Source organism: Halosimplex rubrum, from assembly GCF_013415885.1.
GTDB lineage: Archaea > Halobacteriota > Halobacteria > Halobacteriales > Haloarculaceae > Halosimplex > Halosimplex rubrum.
Genome location: NZ_CP058910.1, coordinates 13,574 through 31,264, shown reverse-complemented (window position 1 = coordinate 31,264; position 17,691 = coordinate 13,574). Strand labels below are relative to the sequence as shown.

The window sequence follows — 17,691 nt, the reverse complement described above, 5'->3', positions numbered from 1 at the left end:
CGGTCTGCCGAAAACCGAGCGGCCTGCCGAAAACCGAGCGGCCTGCCGAAAACCGAGCGGCCTGCCGAAAACCGAGCGGCCTGCCGAAAACCGAGCGGCCAGATCGAGGCGGCGGGCTCGCGGGTCGCGGATCGGTGGCGTCCGTCGACCGCGCCTACGCCAGGTCGTCGAGGTCGCCGACGGTCGAGCCGATGGTCATCCGCGACACGTCGGCCAGCTCGGCGGCCTCGGTCTGTTTGACGTCGACGCCGGCCTCGGTGGCGGCCTTGTAGAGACAGGCCGCGGCGACGCCGCTGGGGTTCTTCCCGCCCATCCGGCCCGATTCGACGAGCACGACGGCGTACTCGCGGGCCCGCCGCTCGACGTCGGTCGCCACGTCGAGCTCCGAGGCGTACCGCGGCAGGTACTCCGTCGGACTGACCGGCCCGACCGGGAGGCCGAGTTCCCGGTTGAGCGCGTCGTAGGCCGCCTTGAGTTCGTTCCGCTCGGCGCGGGCCACGTCGACGACCTCGTCTATCGTCCGCGCGATGGACTGGGTCCGACAGGTGGCGTAGACGACCGCGGCGGCGAACCCCTCCAGCGACCGCCCGCAGAGCAACTCCTCGGACTGGGCCGAAGAGAACAGCGAACACGACTGGTCGCGCACCGACGTGGGTAGCGACATCGCGGAGACCAGCCGTCTGATCTCCGTGTAGGCGTAGAGCTTGTTGCGCTCGGCCTTCGAGTCGACCCGGGCGCGGTTGTGCTGGCGGCGCATCCGCACCAGCTGCCGCTGGCGCGTGCCGGAGACCTCCGAGCCGGTCCCGTAGCCGATCTCCGTCGAGAGCCCGCGGTCGTGCCGGGACTCCGTCAGCGGCGCCCCGGTCCGGCGACGGTCGGTGTCCCCGTCGAGCGACCGCCACTCCGGTCCCCGCTCGACGGCGTCCTCCGCCGCGACCAGCCCGCAGTCCTCGCAGACCGTCTCCGTCTCGCCCTCTCGGACTCGCCCACCACACTCCGTACACACCGAGCCGGCGTCCGCGTCCGCTCGGGCGTCGATACCACTCCGTTGACGCTCCGTTCGTTCCCTCAAGCGTAAACCCCCGTGCAGCCACACGAGTCGATACGGCGGCACCTATTAACTGTTTGTGTTTTTCGAACGTCCAGTCTCGACGAACGCCGGGATCCCGTTTCGAAAGCCGTCGTTCAAAACGTCCGAACCGGGCGATTCGACTGTTCGTCGTGAGCGACGAGCGGTCGAACGATTCCCCCGTTCAGGCTCGTCGCCGGCCCCGGTGGCCCCCAGCGGCGCCCGGTTGTTCCGGAACCAGCCACTAAAACGTACCGGTCAAGTCGATCACTTGTCACGACTTCGAAACAATTGGACTACAGGTACGCGGCGACCGACCCAACACTGACGGTCGCCGCCACCGACGTGGAGGTCGTGACGTTCAGCATCTGCGTTCGGGAGTCCTACACGGACGGGTCGGGCCGGGAACGGACCCGCTACGGGGTCGCGGTGACGACGCGACTGGCCGGCGTGGGGACGCTGTGTCCGTTCGCGAGCGAGCACGGCGCCGTCGCCACCCAGAGCCTGGTCAACGTCGACCTGGGACGGAAAGGGATCGAGTACCTCGACGACGGACTCGCGGTCGAGGACGCGCTGGAAGCCCTGCTCAACGCCGACGACGGCCGCGCGGGGCGCCAGCTCCACGGCGTCGGTGCCGACGGCGAGTTCGCTTTCTCCGGCGAGGAGTGTCGGCCCTGGTACGGCGACCGCGTCGGCGACAACTACACCGTCGCCGGAAACCTGCTGACCGGCGGCGATGTCGTGGAGGCGGTCGCCGACACCTACGAGGAGACTACCGCCGGCGCGCCCGACGACCCCGAGAGCGACCCCGAGACGCCGCTGGCCAAGCGACTGATCGAGGCGCTGGCCGCCGGGCACGAACTCGGCGGGGACAAACGCGAGGAGTTGCACGTCCAGAGCGCGGCGCTACTGGTCCGCTCGACCGAGGACCGCGAGATGGCGCCACACTACGACGACCTGCGCGTCGACGCGACCGAGACGCCCGTCGAGGACCTGCGCGAGACCTACGAACTCGCCGCCGAGGGCTACGAGATGGCGATGGAGCGCTACGAAGACGAGTACGAGGACGACGAGGACGCCGGCGAGTGAACCGCGGACCGCGACAACAGACGACGACTGCCCGCGTACTCAGACGGTGAACTCGAACAGGTCGTCGCGCGACCACTTTTTGCGCCCGGGGTGGAAACCGCACACCCCGGGCGCAAAACCTGGACCAAAAGCGCTCGCTCCGCTCGCGCACTCAGACGGTGAACTCGAACAGGTCGTCGCGCGACCACTTTTTGCGCCCGGGGTGGAAACCGCACACCCCGGGCGCAAAACCTGGGCCAAAAGCGCTCGCTCCGCTCGCGCACTCAGACGGTGAACTCGAACAGGTCGTCGCCCACGTGGTGGATCGACTCGACGACCTTGCCGGAGTCGCCGACCATGTCGTCGCCGCTGGTCTTCGCGCGACCGACGGCGAGGAACTTGCCGTGGCTCTCCTCGGCGATGGCGACGAGATCGCCGCTCTCGATGGAGTCGTCGGCCTCGACGATGCCGGGGCGCATCACGTCGGCGCCGTCGGAGACGAACGAGACGGCGCCGGCGTCGACGGTGACGACGTTGCGCTGGGGCGGGAAGGCGTTGGCTCCCTGCACGGTGAGGAACGGTTCGTCCTCGCCGTCCGCGTCCTGGACGTAGAGGACGAGCGGGTCGCCGTCGACGAGGACGACGTTCCAGTCGCTGTCCTCGAACTCGACTTTCTCGTAGCTGTCGGCGTCGATCTCGACGCCGAGGGTGGCCGCGACGGCGTCCTCGATGTCGGCGATCGCGTCCGCGCGGAGGTGGTGGCGCGACTTCACGTCCATACCTGAACGTGGGCCGGGTGGTGGGATAAATCGACCGCTCCGCGACGCCGCTCTCGCTCGAGCGGCGACTCCGGTCTACGAGTCGGTCGGGCGGTCGCGACGGTCGCGGTGGTCGTCCGCGGCGTCCAGTCGGGTCCGTTCGCGGCGGTCGCGCTCGTGGCGGTCGTCGCCGGGGCTGTGGCGTCGACCGACGAGCAGGGCCGCGGCGTGGACCGTCCAGAAGGCGAGGAGGACGGGAGCGGTCTCGGCCGTGACGCCGTAGACCGCGAGGAGCGGGAGGTGGACACAGGGGAGGGCGACGCCGACCCAGAAGGCCAGGCGCTCGCCGATAGCGGCGGCGTCGGCGGCCAGGCGGCGGAGGGCGAGGGTAGCGGGCGGTGCGCTCATCCGTACTCCCCCTTCGACGGCCGACACCCAAAAGTCGGCGAACGCTCAAACCGGGATTTGAGTCTCCGTGCGAACGGTCGACGACCGGGCGACCGCGGCCGCTCAGCCATCGGCGGCCTCCGTGCCCGCGTCGGCTTCCTCCTCGGGCGGTCCGGCGCGTTCGTCGCGCTGGATGACGCGACCGCTGACGTAGGTCAGGGCCGTCAGGAGGACCAGCGGGACGACCGTGAGTACGTGCCCCCAGAAGACGAACCACAGGTCCCAGCCCCACGGGTTGTAGACCCAGAACATGATGTCGAGGACCGCCAGGATCCCGATGGGGATGAAGTTGACAGTCAGATCGAGCCACGTCTCCTCTGTGAGTTGTAGGACGCTCATGGGTCGAGCGGCGCCGGTCGCACCGTGCTCGCGGTAGGCGCGGACGGCGCATAGCGGCCGGGCTTGCGATGGAAGGGGCGGCGCGATGGCCCAGCGCGGTCGGAGGCGACCCGGAGTACGGGTCCATCGGGAGTCGGACGCGACGCGGAGACGGGAGCGTCAGGGGTCGGCGTCGAGTTCGCGGAGCGCGGCGTCGTAGGCCTCGGGGCCGTCGAGCGAGCCGAAGATGTCGTCGAGGGAGTCGTCGAGCTCGGCGAGTCGCCGGTCCAGGCGCTCGCGTCTCTCGTCGCTCGCGTCGGCGCGTTCGCGGGCGACCCGGTAGAACGCTTCGAGGGTCGTCCGGTAGGTCGCCCGCCGGCTGAGCTGCTCGACGGTCTCCGTGAGGTGGTCGTCGTCGACGGGTTTGACGAGGTAGTCGTCGAACGCAGTCGACCCGATATCGAGGGGTTCGTCGGCCAGCGCGGCGACCTGACAGTCGGCGTCGTCGGTCCGGACCCGGTCGACGACCCGCTGAGCCGACAGCCCCGGGATCGACGGGTCGAGCAGGGCGACGCTCACGTCGGGGTCGAGACTCGCCAGCGCGTCGGCGCTGTCGTAGGCCGACCGAACGGTGAACCGCTCCCTGAGCACGGCGGCCAGCTCGTCGGTGACGGCCGGGTCGCGGTCGGCGACGAGGACTACCCGCCTCTGGAGGCCACCGTCCCGCGAGCGCTCCCGCTTCACGGGCTCGGAGTCGGCCGTTTCGTCTGGATTCATCGATTCTACCTGGGTGGGCCGGTCACTCGCCGGCGACATTGGCCGTCCGGAGGTCGACGACGCTGTCGAACAACACTTCGAACGTCTCGATCGTCTCGCGGTCGTGTACGTCCGGATTCATGTGGTAGTGAGCCACCGCACCGGTGCGCTCGACCGTGCTCGTCAGCACTTCGAGGAACTTGAACACGGCTCGCTCCTCGGCGCGCTGGAGCAGGTCCGACACCGAGTGGACGCAGACGGTCACTTCGCCTTCCGATGCGAGTTCGGCGAGGTGGCGGTCGATCACGTCGCCCAGCCCCGCGAGATCGGTCCCCGGACCGACCGACTCGACGAGCGTGTTGGGCGCGCCGTCGGCTCCCGCCGCGGTCGCCGCCGTCGACCGGGCGGACGCCTCCACGTCGACGACCGTCGCGCTCTCGGGTCGGCCGTCCTCGTGGTCGGTCCAGACGTCGAGCCGCTCGGCGGGCGACTCCATACAGGTGACCAGCAGCGCGCGCTCGGGTTCGCCGGGGCCGTGCAGCAACTCCCTGCACACTTCGTCCTCGTGGCCGCCGACCGACGGCGCCAACAGCAACACGTTCAACGGCGTCTCTGTACTCCCACTGTCGTCCGGATTCGTACTCATGGCGGTATCCCCGGAGTTGCCATCCACGTAACTCCGCTACCTGATCTAGCTGTGTTCGGTACGCAAGTAAGTTCCGTTGGTGTTATCAGTATTGAGATGTCGTCTGTCTGTGTAGTTCACGACAGTTGACTTTTCGCCGCTCCCAGGCGCCAGATCTCGGTATCGCCGATCCGGAACCGAGTCGATAGCAGTGAGAACGGTCGCGGGTCGGTCTCGTCGTGGCTTGTCGTGGCACGGAGGGTTCGTTTGGAAAGTCTTAAATTCACCTCCGGCAAACCAGTGAATGCGTGCCCGGGTGGTGTAGTGGCCCATCATACGACCCTGTCACGGTCGTGACGCGGGTTCAAATCCCGCCTCGGGCGCTTTCTGTTGCGAACAACTCGGCGAGCACCGCCTAGCGTGTGCTCGCCACCGTGAGCGACGAAACGACCTCACGCGGGATTCGAAATAGACCGAGGTTCTGCGCCTCCGGCGCAGGTTCTCGGGCGTGGTTCAAATCCCGAGAGGCGCCGGCGGCGTCTCTCGATCCTCGCGAACGCGCCGCGCTCGCTCGGTCCCGCCTCGGGCGCTTCTTCGATTTCACCGACGCGGAGTCCGTCTCCGCGTCTCCCCTCGAGATTGGGGCGTGCCAGTTCGGCGTTTGACATCCTCCCCGCGCTAACGGGCGAGGATTCCCCGAAGGGGATAGTAACGGGACCGACGGCCGGGGAGACGAGCAAAGATGCGGCGGAAGGCCACGCTTAAGGCGATTCCAGCCGCTCCCCTGTACATGGATTACCAGCTCGCCATCGAGAACACGCCGGACACGGTGCCCGGTGGGACGGGCGTCCTCCTCCTCCACCCGAGCACGGGTGAGACAGACCGGATCGACACGGACTTCTTGAGCACGGACACCGACGAGATGCTGGTCATCTCGACGCGGACGACCGCTCGGGAAGTGCGCCAGAAGCTCGAACACTACGAGGTCGACGAGGAGCGGGCGACGATCCTCGACGCGCTGTCGGTCGAGCGGGGCTACACCCGCCGTCAGTCCGAGAACGTCAAGTACGTCTCCGCACCCGACGACCTGGACGGGATCGTCGACGAGACGCGGGTGTTCCTCGAATCGACCGAGGGCAAGCGGCGGGTCAGCCTCGACTCGGTGACGGAGATGGTGTACTACTCCGACGCCGAGCGGGCCGCCGAGGCCGTCGACGCCATCCTCGAACTGCTCGAAGAACACGACGCGGTCGGGCTGTTCCACCTGGCGAAGGGGGTCCACGACGACGACGAACTGGCGGACTTCCGCGCCCGGTTCGACGGCGTCGTCGACCTCTCCGAGGACGGCTCCGTCGACGCCGACTTCTGAGGCCGGCGCCGCTGTTCGGTCGGCACGTTCGAAAAACGGAGAGCCGCGGGGCCGTCAGTCGTCCGGCCGTGAGGACCCGCCGCCCGAGGGGCGCACGCGGTCGTAGCCGGCGCGGAGGCGGCCGCCGATCCAGCGGCGGTGATACACCGCCTCGCCGCCGGCCCAGCCGAGGGTGACGGCCGCGGCGCCGAGGAAGGCGACGAACGCCCAGGGGTTCATCCAGACGGGACGAACCCAGGGCGCGATGTGCGCCCACCGCTCGGCGACCCAGTCGACCTGGCCCGAGATGGGGGTGCCGGCGAACGTGGTGTGGAGCCACGAGGCGAAGGTCGCCCGTTCGGTCGCGCCGGGGGTGAGCGCGGCGCTGCCGTTCAGGCCGTAGGCGCCGCTGGCGTTCTGGTCGGCGATGGTCGGACCGCCGGGCTCGTCGCCCAGCTGGACGCGCTCGGCCTCGTAGGTGCCCCACGGGGCGTAGTACTCCCAGACGACCTCGCCCTCGGGGGTGACCTCCATGACGCGGTGGTTGAGCGAGTCGGTGACGAGGGTGTTGCCCGACGGGAGCCGGTCGGCGTCGCGCGGCCAGTTGAGGTTGCCGTCGACGCCGAGGTTCCAGATGCGCTCCCAGGAGGCGTTACGGCCCTCGCCGCCGGCGTACTCGTACTCGACGACGCGGTCGTTCTCGCTGTCGGCGACGAGGATCGTCGGGGCGCCGTCCTCGCTGTCGAGGTAGTTGGGGTTGTGCTGCTCGTAGATGACGCTGTGGTTGCCGGGTGTGCCCAGCGACAGGTCGACCTCCTTCGTCGAGCGGTTGATGACGACGACCTCGTCCATGTTGCGTGGCGACGCCATGTACCGGCCGTCGTCGATTTTGTCGATGTCGTTGACGTGGGTCCAGTCGCCGGTGTAGCTCCCGCTGCCGCCGCTGGTGTCGCCGCGGTCGTAGATCCGCTCGAAGCGGTACTCCCAGACCGTCTCGCCGGTCGTCCGGTTGTAGACGAAGATGCGGTCGTCGTTGGTCTCGGTCGTCTCGTTGTAGTTGCGCATGTTGGCGACGAGCAGCTCGTCGCCGTTGATCAGGTCCACGTCGTGGGTGTCGTCGGCGTCGAGCCGTTCGGTCCAGACGCGGCTGTTGGTCGCGGGGTCGTACTTGAAGACCGTCGTCCCGTCGCGGGTGACGCCGGTCACCAGCAAGGTGCCGTCGTCGAGCGGGTCCACGTCGTAGAACCACGTCACGTCCTCTTTGGGCTCGTAGTTCCACTCCAGATCGCCCTCGGGGCCGACGCCGACGAGCCGGGCGGGTTTCTTCGAGCTGTTCTGTCCGCGTCCCTTGAACCCCTGAACGGCGATGACCGTGGTCCCGTTCGCGGGCTCGTCGATGTTCCCCGCCTGCAGTTCGACCGGTTCGTGCGTGAGCGCGGAGACCCCCGACGGGATCAGCAGTACCGCGACGAGGGCGACTACGCAGAGACGGGCGACCAGCGGGCGCGTGAGTTCGAGTGAATCCAGATCCATACGACGACCCCCGGAGATGCCGTCCGGTTGTCGAATTCCAGCCGTCTCTCGGTAATAACCGTACCGCTCTGGTGCGGTCGCGGGGGTCGACGGCGTCCGGATAGGTCCGACGGTGCGTTGCGACGGTGAAGCGCGTTCTCGGAACCGACGACACCGTTCTGTATCCGGGTAATGTGTTCTGCATGTCTCGATCGAAAATCCCGCAAGGCTCGCCGCACGGATCCGATTCTGACGCCGTCACACCGGGATTCGGCGGGGTGTGTGTGCTACTACCAAATCACCAACCATTAAGGTCCAGTACTCGAAGAGGTATACCGTATGCCGGAATGCCAGAACTGCGGTTCCTTCGTTACGGCAGACTACGCACGGGTGTTCACGCCCAACGGGGTCGAGTCGCCGCGCGTCTGTCCTCAGTGCGAGGACAAGATCCGCGACGGGGCCGACGTCCGCGAGGCGCGCTCGACCCGCCGCGGATAGGGTCCTGTATCGTCGTGAACTATCGGGGGGAGGCGGCCTGGCGGGTTCGGGGGGACCCGCCCGGGACGCTGCCAGGACGCTTCTCCTGTTCCGCGTTCCGTCTAGCGACGCTCACGCCTCGACGGCGTCGACCAGCAGGTCTCGCGCCTCGGCGAAGACGGCCTCGGCGCGGTCGGCGTCGCGGGCCTCGGCGGTGATCCGAACGAGCGGTTGCGTGCCGCTGGCCCGCAGGAGGAACCACGCGTCGCCCAGGTCGACGCGGACGCCGTCCAGCGTGGTCACGTCGTCGTACTCGGCGCGGACGCGGTCGCCGACCCGCTCCATCACGGCCGCCTTCTGGTCGGTCTCGACGGAGTCCCGGCGGATCGGGTAGGTCTCGACCTCGGCCAGCCGCTCGGCGAGCGGGCGCTCGGCGGCCAGCGCCGCCACCTTGCAGGCCGCGAGGGGGCCGTCGGGACAGAGCGTCTCCTCGGGCCAGATCCAGGCGCCGCTGGGCTCGCCGCCGAAGGCGACGCCCGATTCGCTGGCCCGCTCGGCGACGTACACGTCGCCGACCCGCGTGCGCTCGACGGACACGTCGATATCGGCGAGGTGGTCGTCGACGGCGAGGCTCGTGTCGACGGGGGCGGCGACGCGGTCGCCGGGACTCGCGGCTTCGTGGGCCAGCAGCGCGAGGGTCACGTCCCCCGAGAGGTAGGTCCCGTCGGCGGCCACACAGCGCATCCGGTCGGCGTCGCCGTCGTGAGCGATCCCCAGGTCGGCGTCGCTCTCGGCGACGAGCGCGGCCAGCGATTCGCAGTTCTCGGCGGTCGGCTCGCTCGGGCGACCGGGGAACGACCCGTCGGGCTGGGCGTTGAGCGTCTCGACCGCGCACCCCAGCCGCTGGAGGGCGTCGACCGTCACACCCCCCGCGCCGTTACCCACGTCGACGACGACCGAGAGGGGCTCGGTGACGTCGACGGCGTCGACGAGCGCGTCGACGTGGCGTTCGTCCGCGGTGTCGCGGTCGACGCGGTCGCCGAGTTCGTCCCACGCTCTCAGGCCGGTCGCGTCCTCGCGGAGGCGCCCCTCGATCTCGGCGCGCAGGTCGGCGTCGTAGGCCTGCCCGGAGGGCTGCCAGAGCTTGATACCGTTGTCGGGCGCGGGGTTGTGCGAGGCGGTGATCGCGACGCCGGCGTCGGCGTCCTCGCGGGCGACGCTCCGGCCGACCGTGGGCGTCGCGGCCAGTCCCAGGTCGACCACGTCGACGCCCGACTCGCGGAGACCCGCGGTCAGCGCGTCGGTCAGGAGCCGCCCGCTCTCGCGCGCGTCGCGACCCACGACGACGCGGTCGGCGTCGACGCCGACGGCCCTCCCCACCGAGAGGGCGAGCGCCGCCGTCACGTCTTCGCCGACCGGTCCTCGGATGCCGCTGGTACCGAACATACTCGACGCGTCGCAGGGTCGGACCAAAAAACTCGGCCGTCGGTGCGAGACGGCCGACGGGAAAATGGGTGGATGCCTGACAGCGTCCGGTGACTCGCCGCGCGGGCGGGTGGCTGTGCGTCCGCGGTCGTCCCGGGCGTCAGTCGGCGCCGTGGCGCGGCGCGTGACCGCAGTCGCCGCACTCCCAGGACTGGTGTTCGAACGTGATCCGACCGTCGCAGTCGGGGCATCGATAGGTCCCGACGGCTGTGTGCTGCTGCGTTGCCATTACCGAACTACAGATTTTTCTCCGGTATAAACCTTCCTATTATTCTGAATTGAGAATATAAGGTCGTAGTTCGAACGTCTTGTGTGTCTCTATCACGTCTTTGTGAACTGTTGGCGCAGTTCTGGAACTCGAATCCGAGATAATCGTTCTGGCTCGATAAATATAAGGGTGTATTATTTACACACTGGTAGCCTATATTGTTTGCCGACAATCTTTATATCGATCCTGCCGGTCGATCGAGGTATGGCAGCGACAGACTCCTGGAACGACCCCGAGCGGTGTCCGTTCTGCGGCGAGGCGCTCGCGTCGCCGGGCGCGGGGTTCGTCGACCACACGGCGGAGAACCCGGACTGCGAGGCGAAGTTCGAGACCTGGCGCGACCGGATCGGCGGCGACGTGCGCGGCGGCTGGAGCGGCTGACCGCGGTCGGCGGGCCGGACGCATCGGGCGTTTCGCGACCGGCGGCGATCCGTCGCCGGGAGCGACGGTCCGCGGTCGGTAGCGTTTTTGCGGGCCACGGGCGATGGGTCGGGTATGAACCAGAGCGAGCGCGAGGCGGCGAAGCGCCGCGCGGCCGAGCGCGCGGCCGAAGCGGTCGAGGGCGGGACCGTCGTCGGTCTCGGGAGCGGGAGCACGGCGGCCCACGCCATCCGGGCACTCGGCCGCGAGGTCGATGCGGGGCTCGATGTCCAGGGCGTCCCCACGTCCTTCCAGGCCCGCGAGATCGCCGTCGACGAGGGGATCCCGCTGACCACGCTCGACGAGGCCGACGTGGATCTGGCGATCGACGGCGCCGACCAGATCGCCGGGACGGACCTCGTGAAGGGCGGCGGCGGCGCCCACGCTCGCGAGAAGATCGTCGACGCCGCCGCCGACCGGTTGCTCGTCGTCGTCGACCCCACCAAGGAGGTCGACGTGCTCGACGACCCGGTCCCGGTCGAGGTGCTGCCGGACGCCCGGACGCCCGTCGCCGACGCCGTCGGGCGACTCGGCGGCCGACCCGAGCTCAGACGGGCGGACCGCAAGAGCGGCCCCGTCGTCTCGGACAACGGCAACCTGATCCTCGACTGCGACTTCGGCGCGATGCCCGACCCCGTCGGGCTGGCGGCGGACCTGTCAGCGCTGCCGGGCGTCGTGGAGCACGGGCTGTTCGTCGGCTTCGCCGACGAGGTGTACGTCGGGACGGAGACTGACGTGACCGTCTTCGAGCCCTGACGCCACACCTCGAAAAAATTCGTTGTCGAGTCGACCTTACAGGTCGCGCGGCTGAACCGTCTTCCGGTCGTTGGCCTCGGCGCGTCGCTGCGCCTCGTCGAGGAGCTCCTCGACTTCCTCGTCGAGGGCGTCGTAAAAGTCGCGGGAGACGTTCATGTCTTCGAGCGCTTCCTTGACCGAGTTCTTGACAATGAGGTCTGCCATACAAGTCACGTGAACAAATGGATGGTTTATAAACTTTCCCAAATATGCGCAGTCTCGCCGGCTTTGTCGGGGGTCTGAGCGCCGCTCCGGCGTGGTCGGGGCCTGCGAGCGACGGGAGTTTAAGTATCTTTTGGGAACGGCGATGTCAGAGCGCGCGGAAATCGGTCCGTTCGGAGGTGTGGGGCCGCTCGCGCGCGCTCCGGCGCGGCTGAGGGCCGGATGTCGTCGCCGGTCGAAGCGGGGGAGAGTGACGGCCGAAAAGAGGGACGGTCAAGTGGATCGAACGCTCATGGGGGGTATGCGCGAACTACTCGAAGCGGTCGCGGCGGGCGACGTTTCGCCTGCCGAGGCCGAGGCGGAACTCGCGGGCTACGCCACCGGCGACGCCGGGCGGTTCGACGCGGCCCGGGCGACCCGGAGCGGCGTCCCGGAGGCGGTGCTGGCTGCGGGCAAGACACCGGCGGAGGTCGCGGCGCTGGCCTCCACGTCCGTCGAGACGACCGGCCGAGCGGTCGTGACGCGGGCCGACGAGGCCGTCGAGGACGCCGTCCGCGACGTGTTGGCCGCCGACCATCCGGAGGCGACCGTCGACGCCGACGGCCGCTCGGGCGTCGTCGTCGCCGCGACGCCCGATTTCGAGCGGTCGGACCTGGACGCCGCCGTCGGGGTCGTGACGGCCGGGACGTCCGACGCGGTCCCCGCGGGGGAGGCCGCCGCCATCGCCCGCGAGATGGGCGCGACCGTCGAGCGGGTCGACGACGTGGGTGTCGCGTCGCTCGCGCGCGTGGTGGACTCGCTCGAAGTCCTGCGCGAACAGGACGTGCTCGTCGTCGCCGCCGGCCGCGAGGGGGCGCTCCCGACGGTGCTGGCGGGGCTGGTCGACGTACCGATAATCGGCCTCCCCGTCTCCACGGGGTACGGCCACGCGGGCGAGGGCGAAGCGGCGCTCTCGGGGATGATCCAGTCCTGTACCGCCCTCTCGGTCGTCAACGTCGACGCCGGCTTCACGGCGGGCGCGCAGGCCGGGCTGATCGCCCGCCGGATCGACGCCGCGCGGACCGACCGGTGAGCCGGAGACGGTCGGTCTGGCGGCTCTCACCCGGTTACACCGACGACACCAAACAGCGTTGGTACACCCGTTATATCCGGGGCGCGTCAAGGGTCTGGTACCGGTTGACAGCCGGGCCAAACGCATGCCAACGTGTAATCACTGCGGTGCGCACGTCTCCGACCAGTTCGCCCGCGTCTTCGCCGACGAGACCGGTTCGGTCCACGCCTGTCCGAGCTGCTCGGCGAACGCGGGTATCGCCGAGGTCGCGAGAGAGCGCGCCCCCGAAGCGTAGTCCCCGCATAGCCTCATGACCGACCCGCGGACCACCGATCCCGACCACTTCGTCTACCTTCTGCGGTGCGCCGACGACACTTTCTACACGGGTTACACCACCGACGTGGAGCGCCGCGTCCGCGAACACGACGAGGGCGCGGGCGCCAAGTACACCCGCGGCCGGACGCCGGTCGAACTCCTCCACGTCGAGGGCTTCGACTCGAAGTCCGCCGCGATGTCCCGCGAGTACGAGATCAAGGACGGTACTCGGGCCGCGAAGGAACGCATCGTCGCCGGGGGCGGCGTGCCCGAGTTCGTCGACCTGCCGGTCGCCCTGCTGGCCGACGACGGGCGGTGAGCGGCTCCGGCGGGCCGGAGAGCGGCGGTGACCGGGAGCGGACGCCCCGGCGCGGTGAGTGTGGTAGCACGCCACGTACACACCTTTTTCCGCCCGGGAGCGGTGCCTACGGGCATGACCGCAGACGCAGACGCCGACGCCATCGAGTTCGGCACCGACGGCTGGCGCGCGACGCTCGACGAGTTCACCGAGCCGCGCGTCCGCATGGTCGGCCAGGCAGTCGCGACGTACCTCCGCGAGGAGAGCGACGGGGCCGACGCGGCCGCCGATACCGACGACGGGAACGCTACCGTCGCCGTCGGCTACGACGCCCGCGAGACCTCGCGAGGCTTCGCCGAGGAACTCGCCCGCGTGCTCGCCGCCAACGGCTTCGACGTGCTGGTCCCGCCCCGCGACCTGCCGACGCCCGCCGTCGCTTGGACCGTCCGCGAGCGCGAGCTCGCTGGCGGCCTGATGGTCACCGCCTCGCACAACCCGCCGGAGTACAACGGCGTGAAGTTCCTCCCCGCGGGCGGCGCGCCAGCGCTCCCCGAAGTCACGGACGCGCTCGCCGACCGCCTCGCCGAGCCCGACCCGCTCCCCGAATCGGAGTGGGGGAGCGTCGCGGAGGCCGACCTCGTCGGCCCGTACACCGACCGCGTGCTCGACGCCGTCGACGCGGACCTGTCGGGCCTCTCCGTGGTGTACGACGCGATGCACGGCAGCGGCCGCGGCGTCACCGACCTGCTCCTCGAACGCGCCGGCGCCGACGTGGATCGGCTACGCTGCGACCGGGACCCCGAGTTCGGCGGCGACTCGCCCGAACCCACCGCCGACCACCTCGGCGAGCTGGCCGACCGCGTGGCCGAATCGGGCGCCGACCTCGGGGTCGCCAACGACGGCGACGCCGACCGGATCGCCGTCGTCACGCCCGAGCGGGGCGTCCTCGACCCGAACTGCTTCTTCGCCGCGACCTACGGGGCGCTGCTCGACGGCGAGTTCTGGGCGAGCGAGACGGAGACCAGCGGCGACGTGGTGCGAACCGTCTCGACCAGCAGCATCGTCGACCGCGTCGCCGAGGCCCACGGCCAGTCCGTCCACGAGACGGCGGTCGGGTTCAAGTGGGTCGCGCAGGCGATGGCCGAGGGCGACGCCCTGATGGGCGGCGAGGAGAGCGGCGGGTTCGGTATCACGACCCACGTCCGCAACAAGGACGGCGTCGCCGTCGCCGTCCTCGCCGCCGCCGTCGCCGCCGCGGAGTCCTACGACGACCGCGTCGACGCCCTGCTGGAGCGCCACGGCGACATCGTCCAGGACCGAGTCAGCGTCGACTGCCCCGACGACCGCAAGGCGCCCGTCCTTGCCGACCTCGAGGACGCCCTGCCCGACGAACTCGCCGGTTCGGCGGTCGAGGATGTCTCGACCGTCGACGGGTTCAAAGTCTTCCTCGCCGACGGCACCTGGCTGCTGATGCGTCCCAGCGGTACGGAGCCGAAGCTACGGGTCTACGCAGAGGGGAGTTCTCAGGGACGGGTCGACGAACTGCTCGCGGCGGGTCGCGACCTGGTCGAACCGCTGGTCTGAGTCGCGGACCCGCCTTCAGTCGTCGTCCAGCGAGATTGGCCCGTCCGACACGCCCCGGTAGCGGTCGCGCTCGCCGTCGAGCGGTTCGATCTCGAACCCCAGCGACTCGTAGAACGGTCGGACGCCCGCGCCGAACTCGGCGACCAGCCGGTCGTACCGCCCGGCGGCCGCCGAGACGAGCGCCCGGCCGATCCCCTGGCCGCGGCGGCGCCGCCGGACCGCGACGGCGTCGACGTGTGCGGCGTCGGATCCGTCCGTATCGGCCGGCCGGACCAGCACGATCGCGCCGAGGACCGCCCCCTCGGCGGACGTCTCCGTTTCCTCCCGAACGGCGACGAACGCGTCGCCGCGGTCGACGCTCGCCCGGACGCGGTCGGCCTCGGTTTCCAGTGCGGCGGAATCGAGGACGCCGAGGACGCCGGTCAGGTCGTCGGCCGTCGCCGGGCGGACGGTCACGTCGCGGGGCATCGGTAGAACTGGGGCCGCATCGCGACTCACTTCCGGACGCTGTCGAGGCCGTCGAGGACGGTCGTCATCGAGGGGTGGTCCCACGTGGACTTGCCGCGGTAGGTCCAGGCGACCTCGGGTTCGGCGCCGCGCGTGTCGACGACGACGACGGCCGGCAAGCGTCCGAATATCGGGAGTTCGGCGAAGACCGGGAGACGGACGGGCTGGCCGTAGTCGGCTCCTGTGGACCCGTCGGGGTCGACCAGCAGCGGGTGGGGAAGGTCGAAGCGGTCCTGCCAGTCCTCGGCCCGCTCGCGACCCCGCGGAAGGACGGAGACGGCGACGGCGTCGCGGGCGCGCAGGGCGGCGTAGCGGTCGGCGGCCTTCTTCGCCTGGGCGCGGCAGTCGTGACAAGCGTCGTCGTGGTGCAAGAGGAGGACGACGAACGACTCGGTGCCCGCCAGCGTCGCCAGCGAACACGGGTCGGGGCCGGCCCCGACGTTGGGTAGCTCGAACGCCGGTGCGGGCTCTGTGCCACTCATCGGACCTCGATACTCCCCGCTTCCTCAAGAACACTGCGTAAGCGGACGACGGCGGGCCGCACCCGTCGCTCTCGCGATCACCCCCCTTTGACGAGCCGCAGCACCTCCACGGTCTCGGCTTCGACGGGGGCGTCCTCGGGGACGGGGCGGCCGTCGACGAGGACGGACACCTCGTGTGCGCCGTAGGGCAGCGGGTCGAGCAGGTCTCCGTAGGTCGCGTCCGCGTCGACTTCGACCTCGTGGGTGTCCTCGCCGGCGACGGCGACGGTGACGCGCATACCCGGAGATCCGTCCCCGCGGGCTTGAGCGTGTCGTCCGCCGGGCGCGTTCCGACGGGGGATACCCCGAACTCGGGGTCAGTCCGCGGGTTCGGCGCCGGTGTCGTCCACGTCGCTGGCGCGGGGTGCCCGCTCGCGACGGTCGCGGCGGTCGCGGTACCCGTCGACGAGGACGGCCACCAGCGCGCCGAACCCCAGCAGGAAGACGGCCAGTCGGGTGAGCGCGCCGACGACCGGGACCAGCCGCAGGATCGCGACCGCGAGGACGCCGACGAGCAGGGCGGCCCAGCGGTTCTCGGCGTCGGCCAGCGAGAGCAGCCACGTCCCGAGGACGAACCGGCCGTAGATCGTGCCCAACCAGACCAGCAGGCCGAACGCGAGGCCCCCGGCCAGCGCCAGCGGGATGCCGACGATGGTGATCGCGACCACCGCGAGGACGACCGGGACGGCGACGGCCGTCAGGAGACCGAGCCCGCCGGTCCGAAGCGGGTCGCCCGTCGCGCGGTCGGCGACCGCGGCGGCGGTCCCGGGGAACACGAGCAACAGCAGCGCGCCGACCAGCAGCGCGACGAACACGCCGTAGACGGTGAACACCGCTCCGGGGATCGCGAAGTCCGTCTGGCCGCCGGCGTTCAGCCCCTCGTCGCGGGTGACCGCCCCGTCGACGACGGCGCCGTCGGCGCGCGCGAGGTCGCCGTCGTAGACGAGGTCGCCGCCGATCTGTGCGCCCTCGCCGAGTCTGATGCTGTCGGCGCCGATCCGGGCGTCACCGAGGACGGTCCCCGCGACGGCGACGCTGCCGGCGCCGGCTTCGAGGGTCCCGTCGATCTGCGCGCCGTCGCCCACGTCGACGGCACCGCCCGCCGCGGTCAGGTCCCCGCCGACGGCGCCGAGGATCTGGACGCTCCCGGCGGTGGCTTCCACGTCGCCGGTCACGGTCCCCTCGACGACCACGGAGCCGCCGAACGCCTGGAGATCCCCGTTCACCGTCCCGCGGACGACGACGGTCCCGCCGAACGCCTCCAGGTCCTCGTCGACGGTCTCGTCCGCCCCGACGACGACGGTCCCGCCCGTTCGCGTCGCCGCGGCCGCCACCCCGGGCAACACCGACAGGACGACGATCAGTACCACCAACACCGTTGCTATCCGTCTCATCGCCCGTACCTACGACGGACGCACCGATAAACGTGTCATCCAGGTAATTGCTGGACGGTTTCGCGCGGTCGCCGGTCGGGGGCCACTCGGTAGGTTTACGGGCGGTCGTCGCCTCCCTCCGGGCATGAGCGAGGCCGATCAGGACTCCGGGTCGCGGGCGGGACGGGAGGAGGTCTGGATCGAGAAGTACCGCCCCCAGACCCTCGACGAGATCGTCGGGCAGGAGGACATCGTCGAGCGCCTCCAGAGCTACGTCGACCGCGACGACCTCAGCCACATGTTGTTTTCAGGCCCGGCCGGTATCGGAAAAACGACGAGTGCGACGGCCATCGCGCGCGAACTCTACGGCGACGACTGGGGGGAGAACTTCCTCGAACTCAACGCCTCGGACGAGCGCGGGATCGACGTGGTGCGCGACCGCATCAAGAACTTCGCGCGGACTTCCTTCGGCGGGTACAACTACCGAATCATCTTCCTCGACGAGGCCGACGCGCTCTGTGTCCCACCGGGTAC

At 70.0% G+C, this 17,691-nt stretch carries 23 protein-coding genes, 1 tRNA gene and 1 pseudogene; 11 read left to right on the top strand and 14 right to left on the bottom strand.

The features are described from left to right. Window positions 1-154: 154 nt before the first annotated feature. A complete protein-coding gene (locus HZS55_RS00185) occupies window positions 155-1,039 on the bottom strand; it encodes a transcription initiation factor IIB (protein ID WP_179911743.1) in 885 nt (294 codons plus the stop codon). Between the two features lie 384 nt (window positions 1,040-1,423). Here HZS55_RS00185 and HZS55_RS00180 point away from each other — a divergent pair, with 384 nt between their 5' ends. After that, window positions 1,424-2,158 (top strand): DUF1028 domain-containing protein, encoded by a 735-nt coding sequence (locus tag HZS55_RS00180; protein WP_179911742.1) that lies wholly within the window; start codon window positions 1,424-1,426, stop codon window positions 2,156-2,158. Window positions 2,159-2,421: 263 nt separating this feature from the next. On the opposite strand, the gene HZS55_RS00175 is transcribed toward HZS55_RS00180, so the two are convergent. From HZS55_RS00175 to HZS55_RS00155, 5 genes are all read right to left on the bottom strand, one after another. Next, a complete protein-coding gene (locus HZS55_RS00175) occupies window positions 2,422-2,916 on the bottom strand; it encodes an RNA-binding protein (RefSeq protein ID WP_179909761.1) in 495 nt (164 codons plus the stop codon). Window positions 2,917-2,991: 75 nt separating this feature from the next. Next, a complete protein-coding gene (locus HZS55_RS00170; protein WP_179909760.1) occupies window positions 2,992-3,303 on the bottom strand; it encodes a hypothetical protein in 312 nt (103 codons plus the stop codon). A gap of 102 nt (window positions 3,304-3,405) precedes the next feature. Further along, complete coding sequence (locus HZS55_RS00165; protein ID WP_179909759.1) at window positions 3,406-3,681, bottom strand: DUF6684 family protein; 276 nt, start codon at window positions 3,679-3,681, stop codon at window positions 3,406-3,408. A gap of 159 nt (window positions 3,682-3,840) precedes the next feature. After that, on the bottom strand, window positions 3,841-4,437 hold the full coding sequence (locus HZS55_RS00160; RefSeq protein ID WP_179909758.1) for a response regulator: 597 nt from the start codon (window positions 4,435-4,437) through the stop codon (window positions 3,841-3,843). Between the two features lie 22 nt (window positions 4,438-4,459). Next, complete coding sequence (locus HZS55_RS00155) at window positions 4,460-5,062, bottom strand: DUF7504 family protein (RefSeq protein ID WP_179909757.1); 603 nt, start codon at window positions 5,060-5,062, stop codon at window positions 4,460-4,462. Between the two features lie 289 nt (window positions 5,063-5,351). On the opposite strand from HZS55_RS00155, the gene HZS55_RS00150 reads away from it, so the two are divergent. Together HZS55_RS00150 and HZS55_RS00145 are read left to right on the top strand one after the other, a co-directional pair. Beyond that, window positions 5,352-5,424: transfer RNA gene (locus tag HZS55_RS00150), tRNA-Asp, on the top strand. Window positions 5,425-5,831: 407 nt separating this feature from the next. After that, window positions 5,832-6,410, top strand: a complete 579-nt coding sequence (locus HZS55_RS00145; protein ID WP_179909756.1) for a DUF7090 family protein — start codon at window positions 5,832-5,834, stop codon at window positions 6,408-6,410. A 54-nt stretch (window positions 6,411-6,464) separates the two neighbouring features. On the opposite strand, the gene HZS55_RS00140 is transcribed toward HZS55_RS00145, so the two are convergent. Beyond that, window positions 6,465-7,922: an aryl-sulfate sulfotransferase gene (locus HZS55_RS00140; RefSeq protein WP_179909755.1), complete on the bottom strand. Its 1,458-nt coding sequence runs from the start codon at window positions 7,920-7,922 to the stop codon at window positions 6,465-6,467. Between the two features lie 318 nt (window positions 7,923-8,240). On the opposite strand from HZS55_RS00140, the gene HZS55_RS23095 reads away from it, so the two are divergent. After that, window positions 8,241-8,399, top strand: coding sequence for a DUF7563 family protein (locus HZS55_RS23095; RefSeq protein ID WP_006883194.1), 159 nt, complete (start codon window positions 8,241-8,243; stop codon window positions 8,397-8,399). Window positions 8,400-8,510: 111 nt separating this feature from the next. On the opposite strand, the gene glmM is transcribed toward HZS55_RS23095, so the two are convergent. Together glmM and HZS55_RS22740 are read right to left on the bottom strand one after the other, a co-directional pair. Continuing rightward, window positions 8,511-9,824 carry a phosphoglucosamine mutase gene (gene glmM / locus HZS55_RS00135; RefSeq protein WP_179909754.1) on the bottom strand — a complete coding sequence of 438 codons (1,314 nt, stop codon included), beginning with the start codon at window positions 9,822-9,824 and terminating at the stop codon, window positions 8,511-8,513. 139 nt (window positions 9,825-9,963) lie between these two features. Continuing rightward, entirely contained in the window at window positions 9,964-10,092 is a 129-nt protein-coding gene (locus HZS55_RS22740; protein ID WP_281372824.1) for a hypothetical protein, read from the bottom strand. A 243-nt stretch (window positions 10,093-10,335) separates the two neighbouring features. Here HZS55_RS22740 and HZS55_RS00130 point away from each other — a divergent pair, with 243 nt between their 5' ends. Beyond that, complete coding sequence (locus HZS55_RS00130) at window positions 10,336-10,512, top strand: DUF7501 family protein (RefSeq protein ID WP_179909753.1); 177 nt, start codon at window positions 10,336-10,338, stop codon at window positions 10,510-10,512. 114 nt (window positions 10,513-10,626) lie between these two features. After that, window positions 10,627-11,307 carry a ribose-5-phosphate isomerase RpiA gene (gene rpiA / locus HZS55_RS00125; RefSeq protein ID WP_179909752.1) on the top strand — a complete coding sequence of 227 codons (681 nt, stop codon included), beginning with the start codon at window positions 10,627-10,629 and terminating at the stop codon, window positions 11,305-11,307. Between the two features lie 36 nt (window positions 11,308-11,343). Here the strand turns inward: rpiA and HZS55_RS00120 are convergent, their stop codons facing one another. Then, entirely contained in the window at window positions 11,344-11,511 is a 168-nt protein-coding gene (locus HZS55_RS00120; protein WP_006883199.1) for a DUF1931 family protein, read from the bottom strand. Between the two features lie 298 nt (window positions 11,512-11,809). On the opposite strand from HZS55_RS00120, the gene larB reads away from it, so the two are divergent. The 4 genes from larB (at window position 11,810) to HZS55_RS00100 (ending at window position 14,756) form a co-directional block, all read left to right on the top strand. Further along, on the top strand, window positions 11,810-12,580 hold the full coding sequence (larB, locus tag HZS55_RS00115) for a nickel pincer cofactor biosynthesis protein LarB (protein WP_179909751.1): 771 nt from the start codon (window positions 11,810-11,812) through the stop codon (window positions 12,578-12,580). Window positions 12,581-12,704: 124 nt separating this feature from the next. After that, window positions 12,705-12,854, top strand: coding sequence for a DUF7563 family protein (locus tag HZS55_RS00110; protein WP_179909750.1), 150 nt, complete (start codon window positions 12,705-12,707; stop codon window positions 12,852-12,854). 15 nt (window positions 12,855-12,869) lie between these two features. Next, window positions 12,870-13,193 (top strand): GIY-YIG nuclease family protein, encoded by a 324-nt coding sequence (locus HZS55_RS00105; RefSeq protein WP_179909749.1) that lies wholly within the window; start codon window positions 12,870-12,872, stop codon window positions 13,191-13,193. A 114-nt stretch (window positions 13,194-13,307) separates the two neighbouring features. Next, a complete protein-coding gene (locus HZS55_RS00100) occupies window positions 13,308-14,756 on the top strand; it encodes a phosphoglucomutase/phosphomannomutase family protein (protein WP_179909748.1) in 1,449 nt (482 codons plus the stop codon). A gap of 15 nt (window positions 14,757-14,771) precedes the next feature. Here the strand turns inward: HZS55_RS00100 and HZS55_RS00095 are convergent, their stop codons facing one another. The 4 genes from HZS55_RS00095 to HZS55_RS00080 form a co-directional block, all read right to left on the bottom strand. After that, entirely contained in the window at window positions 14,772-15,224 is a 453-nt protein-coding gene (locus HZS55_RS00095) for a GNAT family N-acetyltransferase (protein ID WP_246308326.1), read from the bottom strand. A gap of 26 nt (window positions 15,225-15,250) precedes the next feature. Next, window positions 15,251-15,745 (bottom strand): peroxiredoxin family protein, encoded by a 495-nt coding sequence (locus tag HZS55_RS00090; protein ID WP_179909747.1) that lies wholly within the window; start codon window positions 15,743-15,745, stop codon window positions 15,251-15,253. Window positions 15,746-15,822: 77 nt separating this feature from the next. Continuing rightward, window positions 15,823-16,023, bottom strand: coding sequence for a ubiquitin-like small modifier protein SAMP2 (gene samp2 / locus HZS55_RS00085; RefSeq protein WP_179909746.1), 201 nt, complete (start codon window positions 16,021-16,023; stop codon window positions 15,823-15,825). A gap of 78 nt (window positions 16,024-16,101) precedes the next feature. Further along, the gene (locus tag HZS55_RS00080; RefSeq protein WP_179909745.1) at window positions 16,102-17,178 is read right to left on the bottom strand and encodes a bactofilin family protein; all 1,077 of its coding nucleotides are present in this window, start codon (window positions 17,176-17,178) and stop codon (window positions 16,102-16,104) included. 124 nt (window positions 17,179-17,302) lie between these two features. Here HZS55_RS00080 and HZS55_RS22510 point away from each other — a divergent pair. Continuing rightward, window positions 17,303-17,674, top strand: a pseudogene (locus HZS55_RS22510) (AAA family ATPase); the annotation flags it as partial. Window positions 17,675-17,691 lie beyond the last annotated feature (17 nt).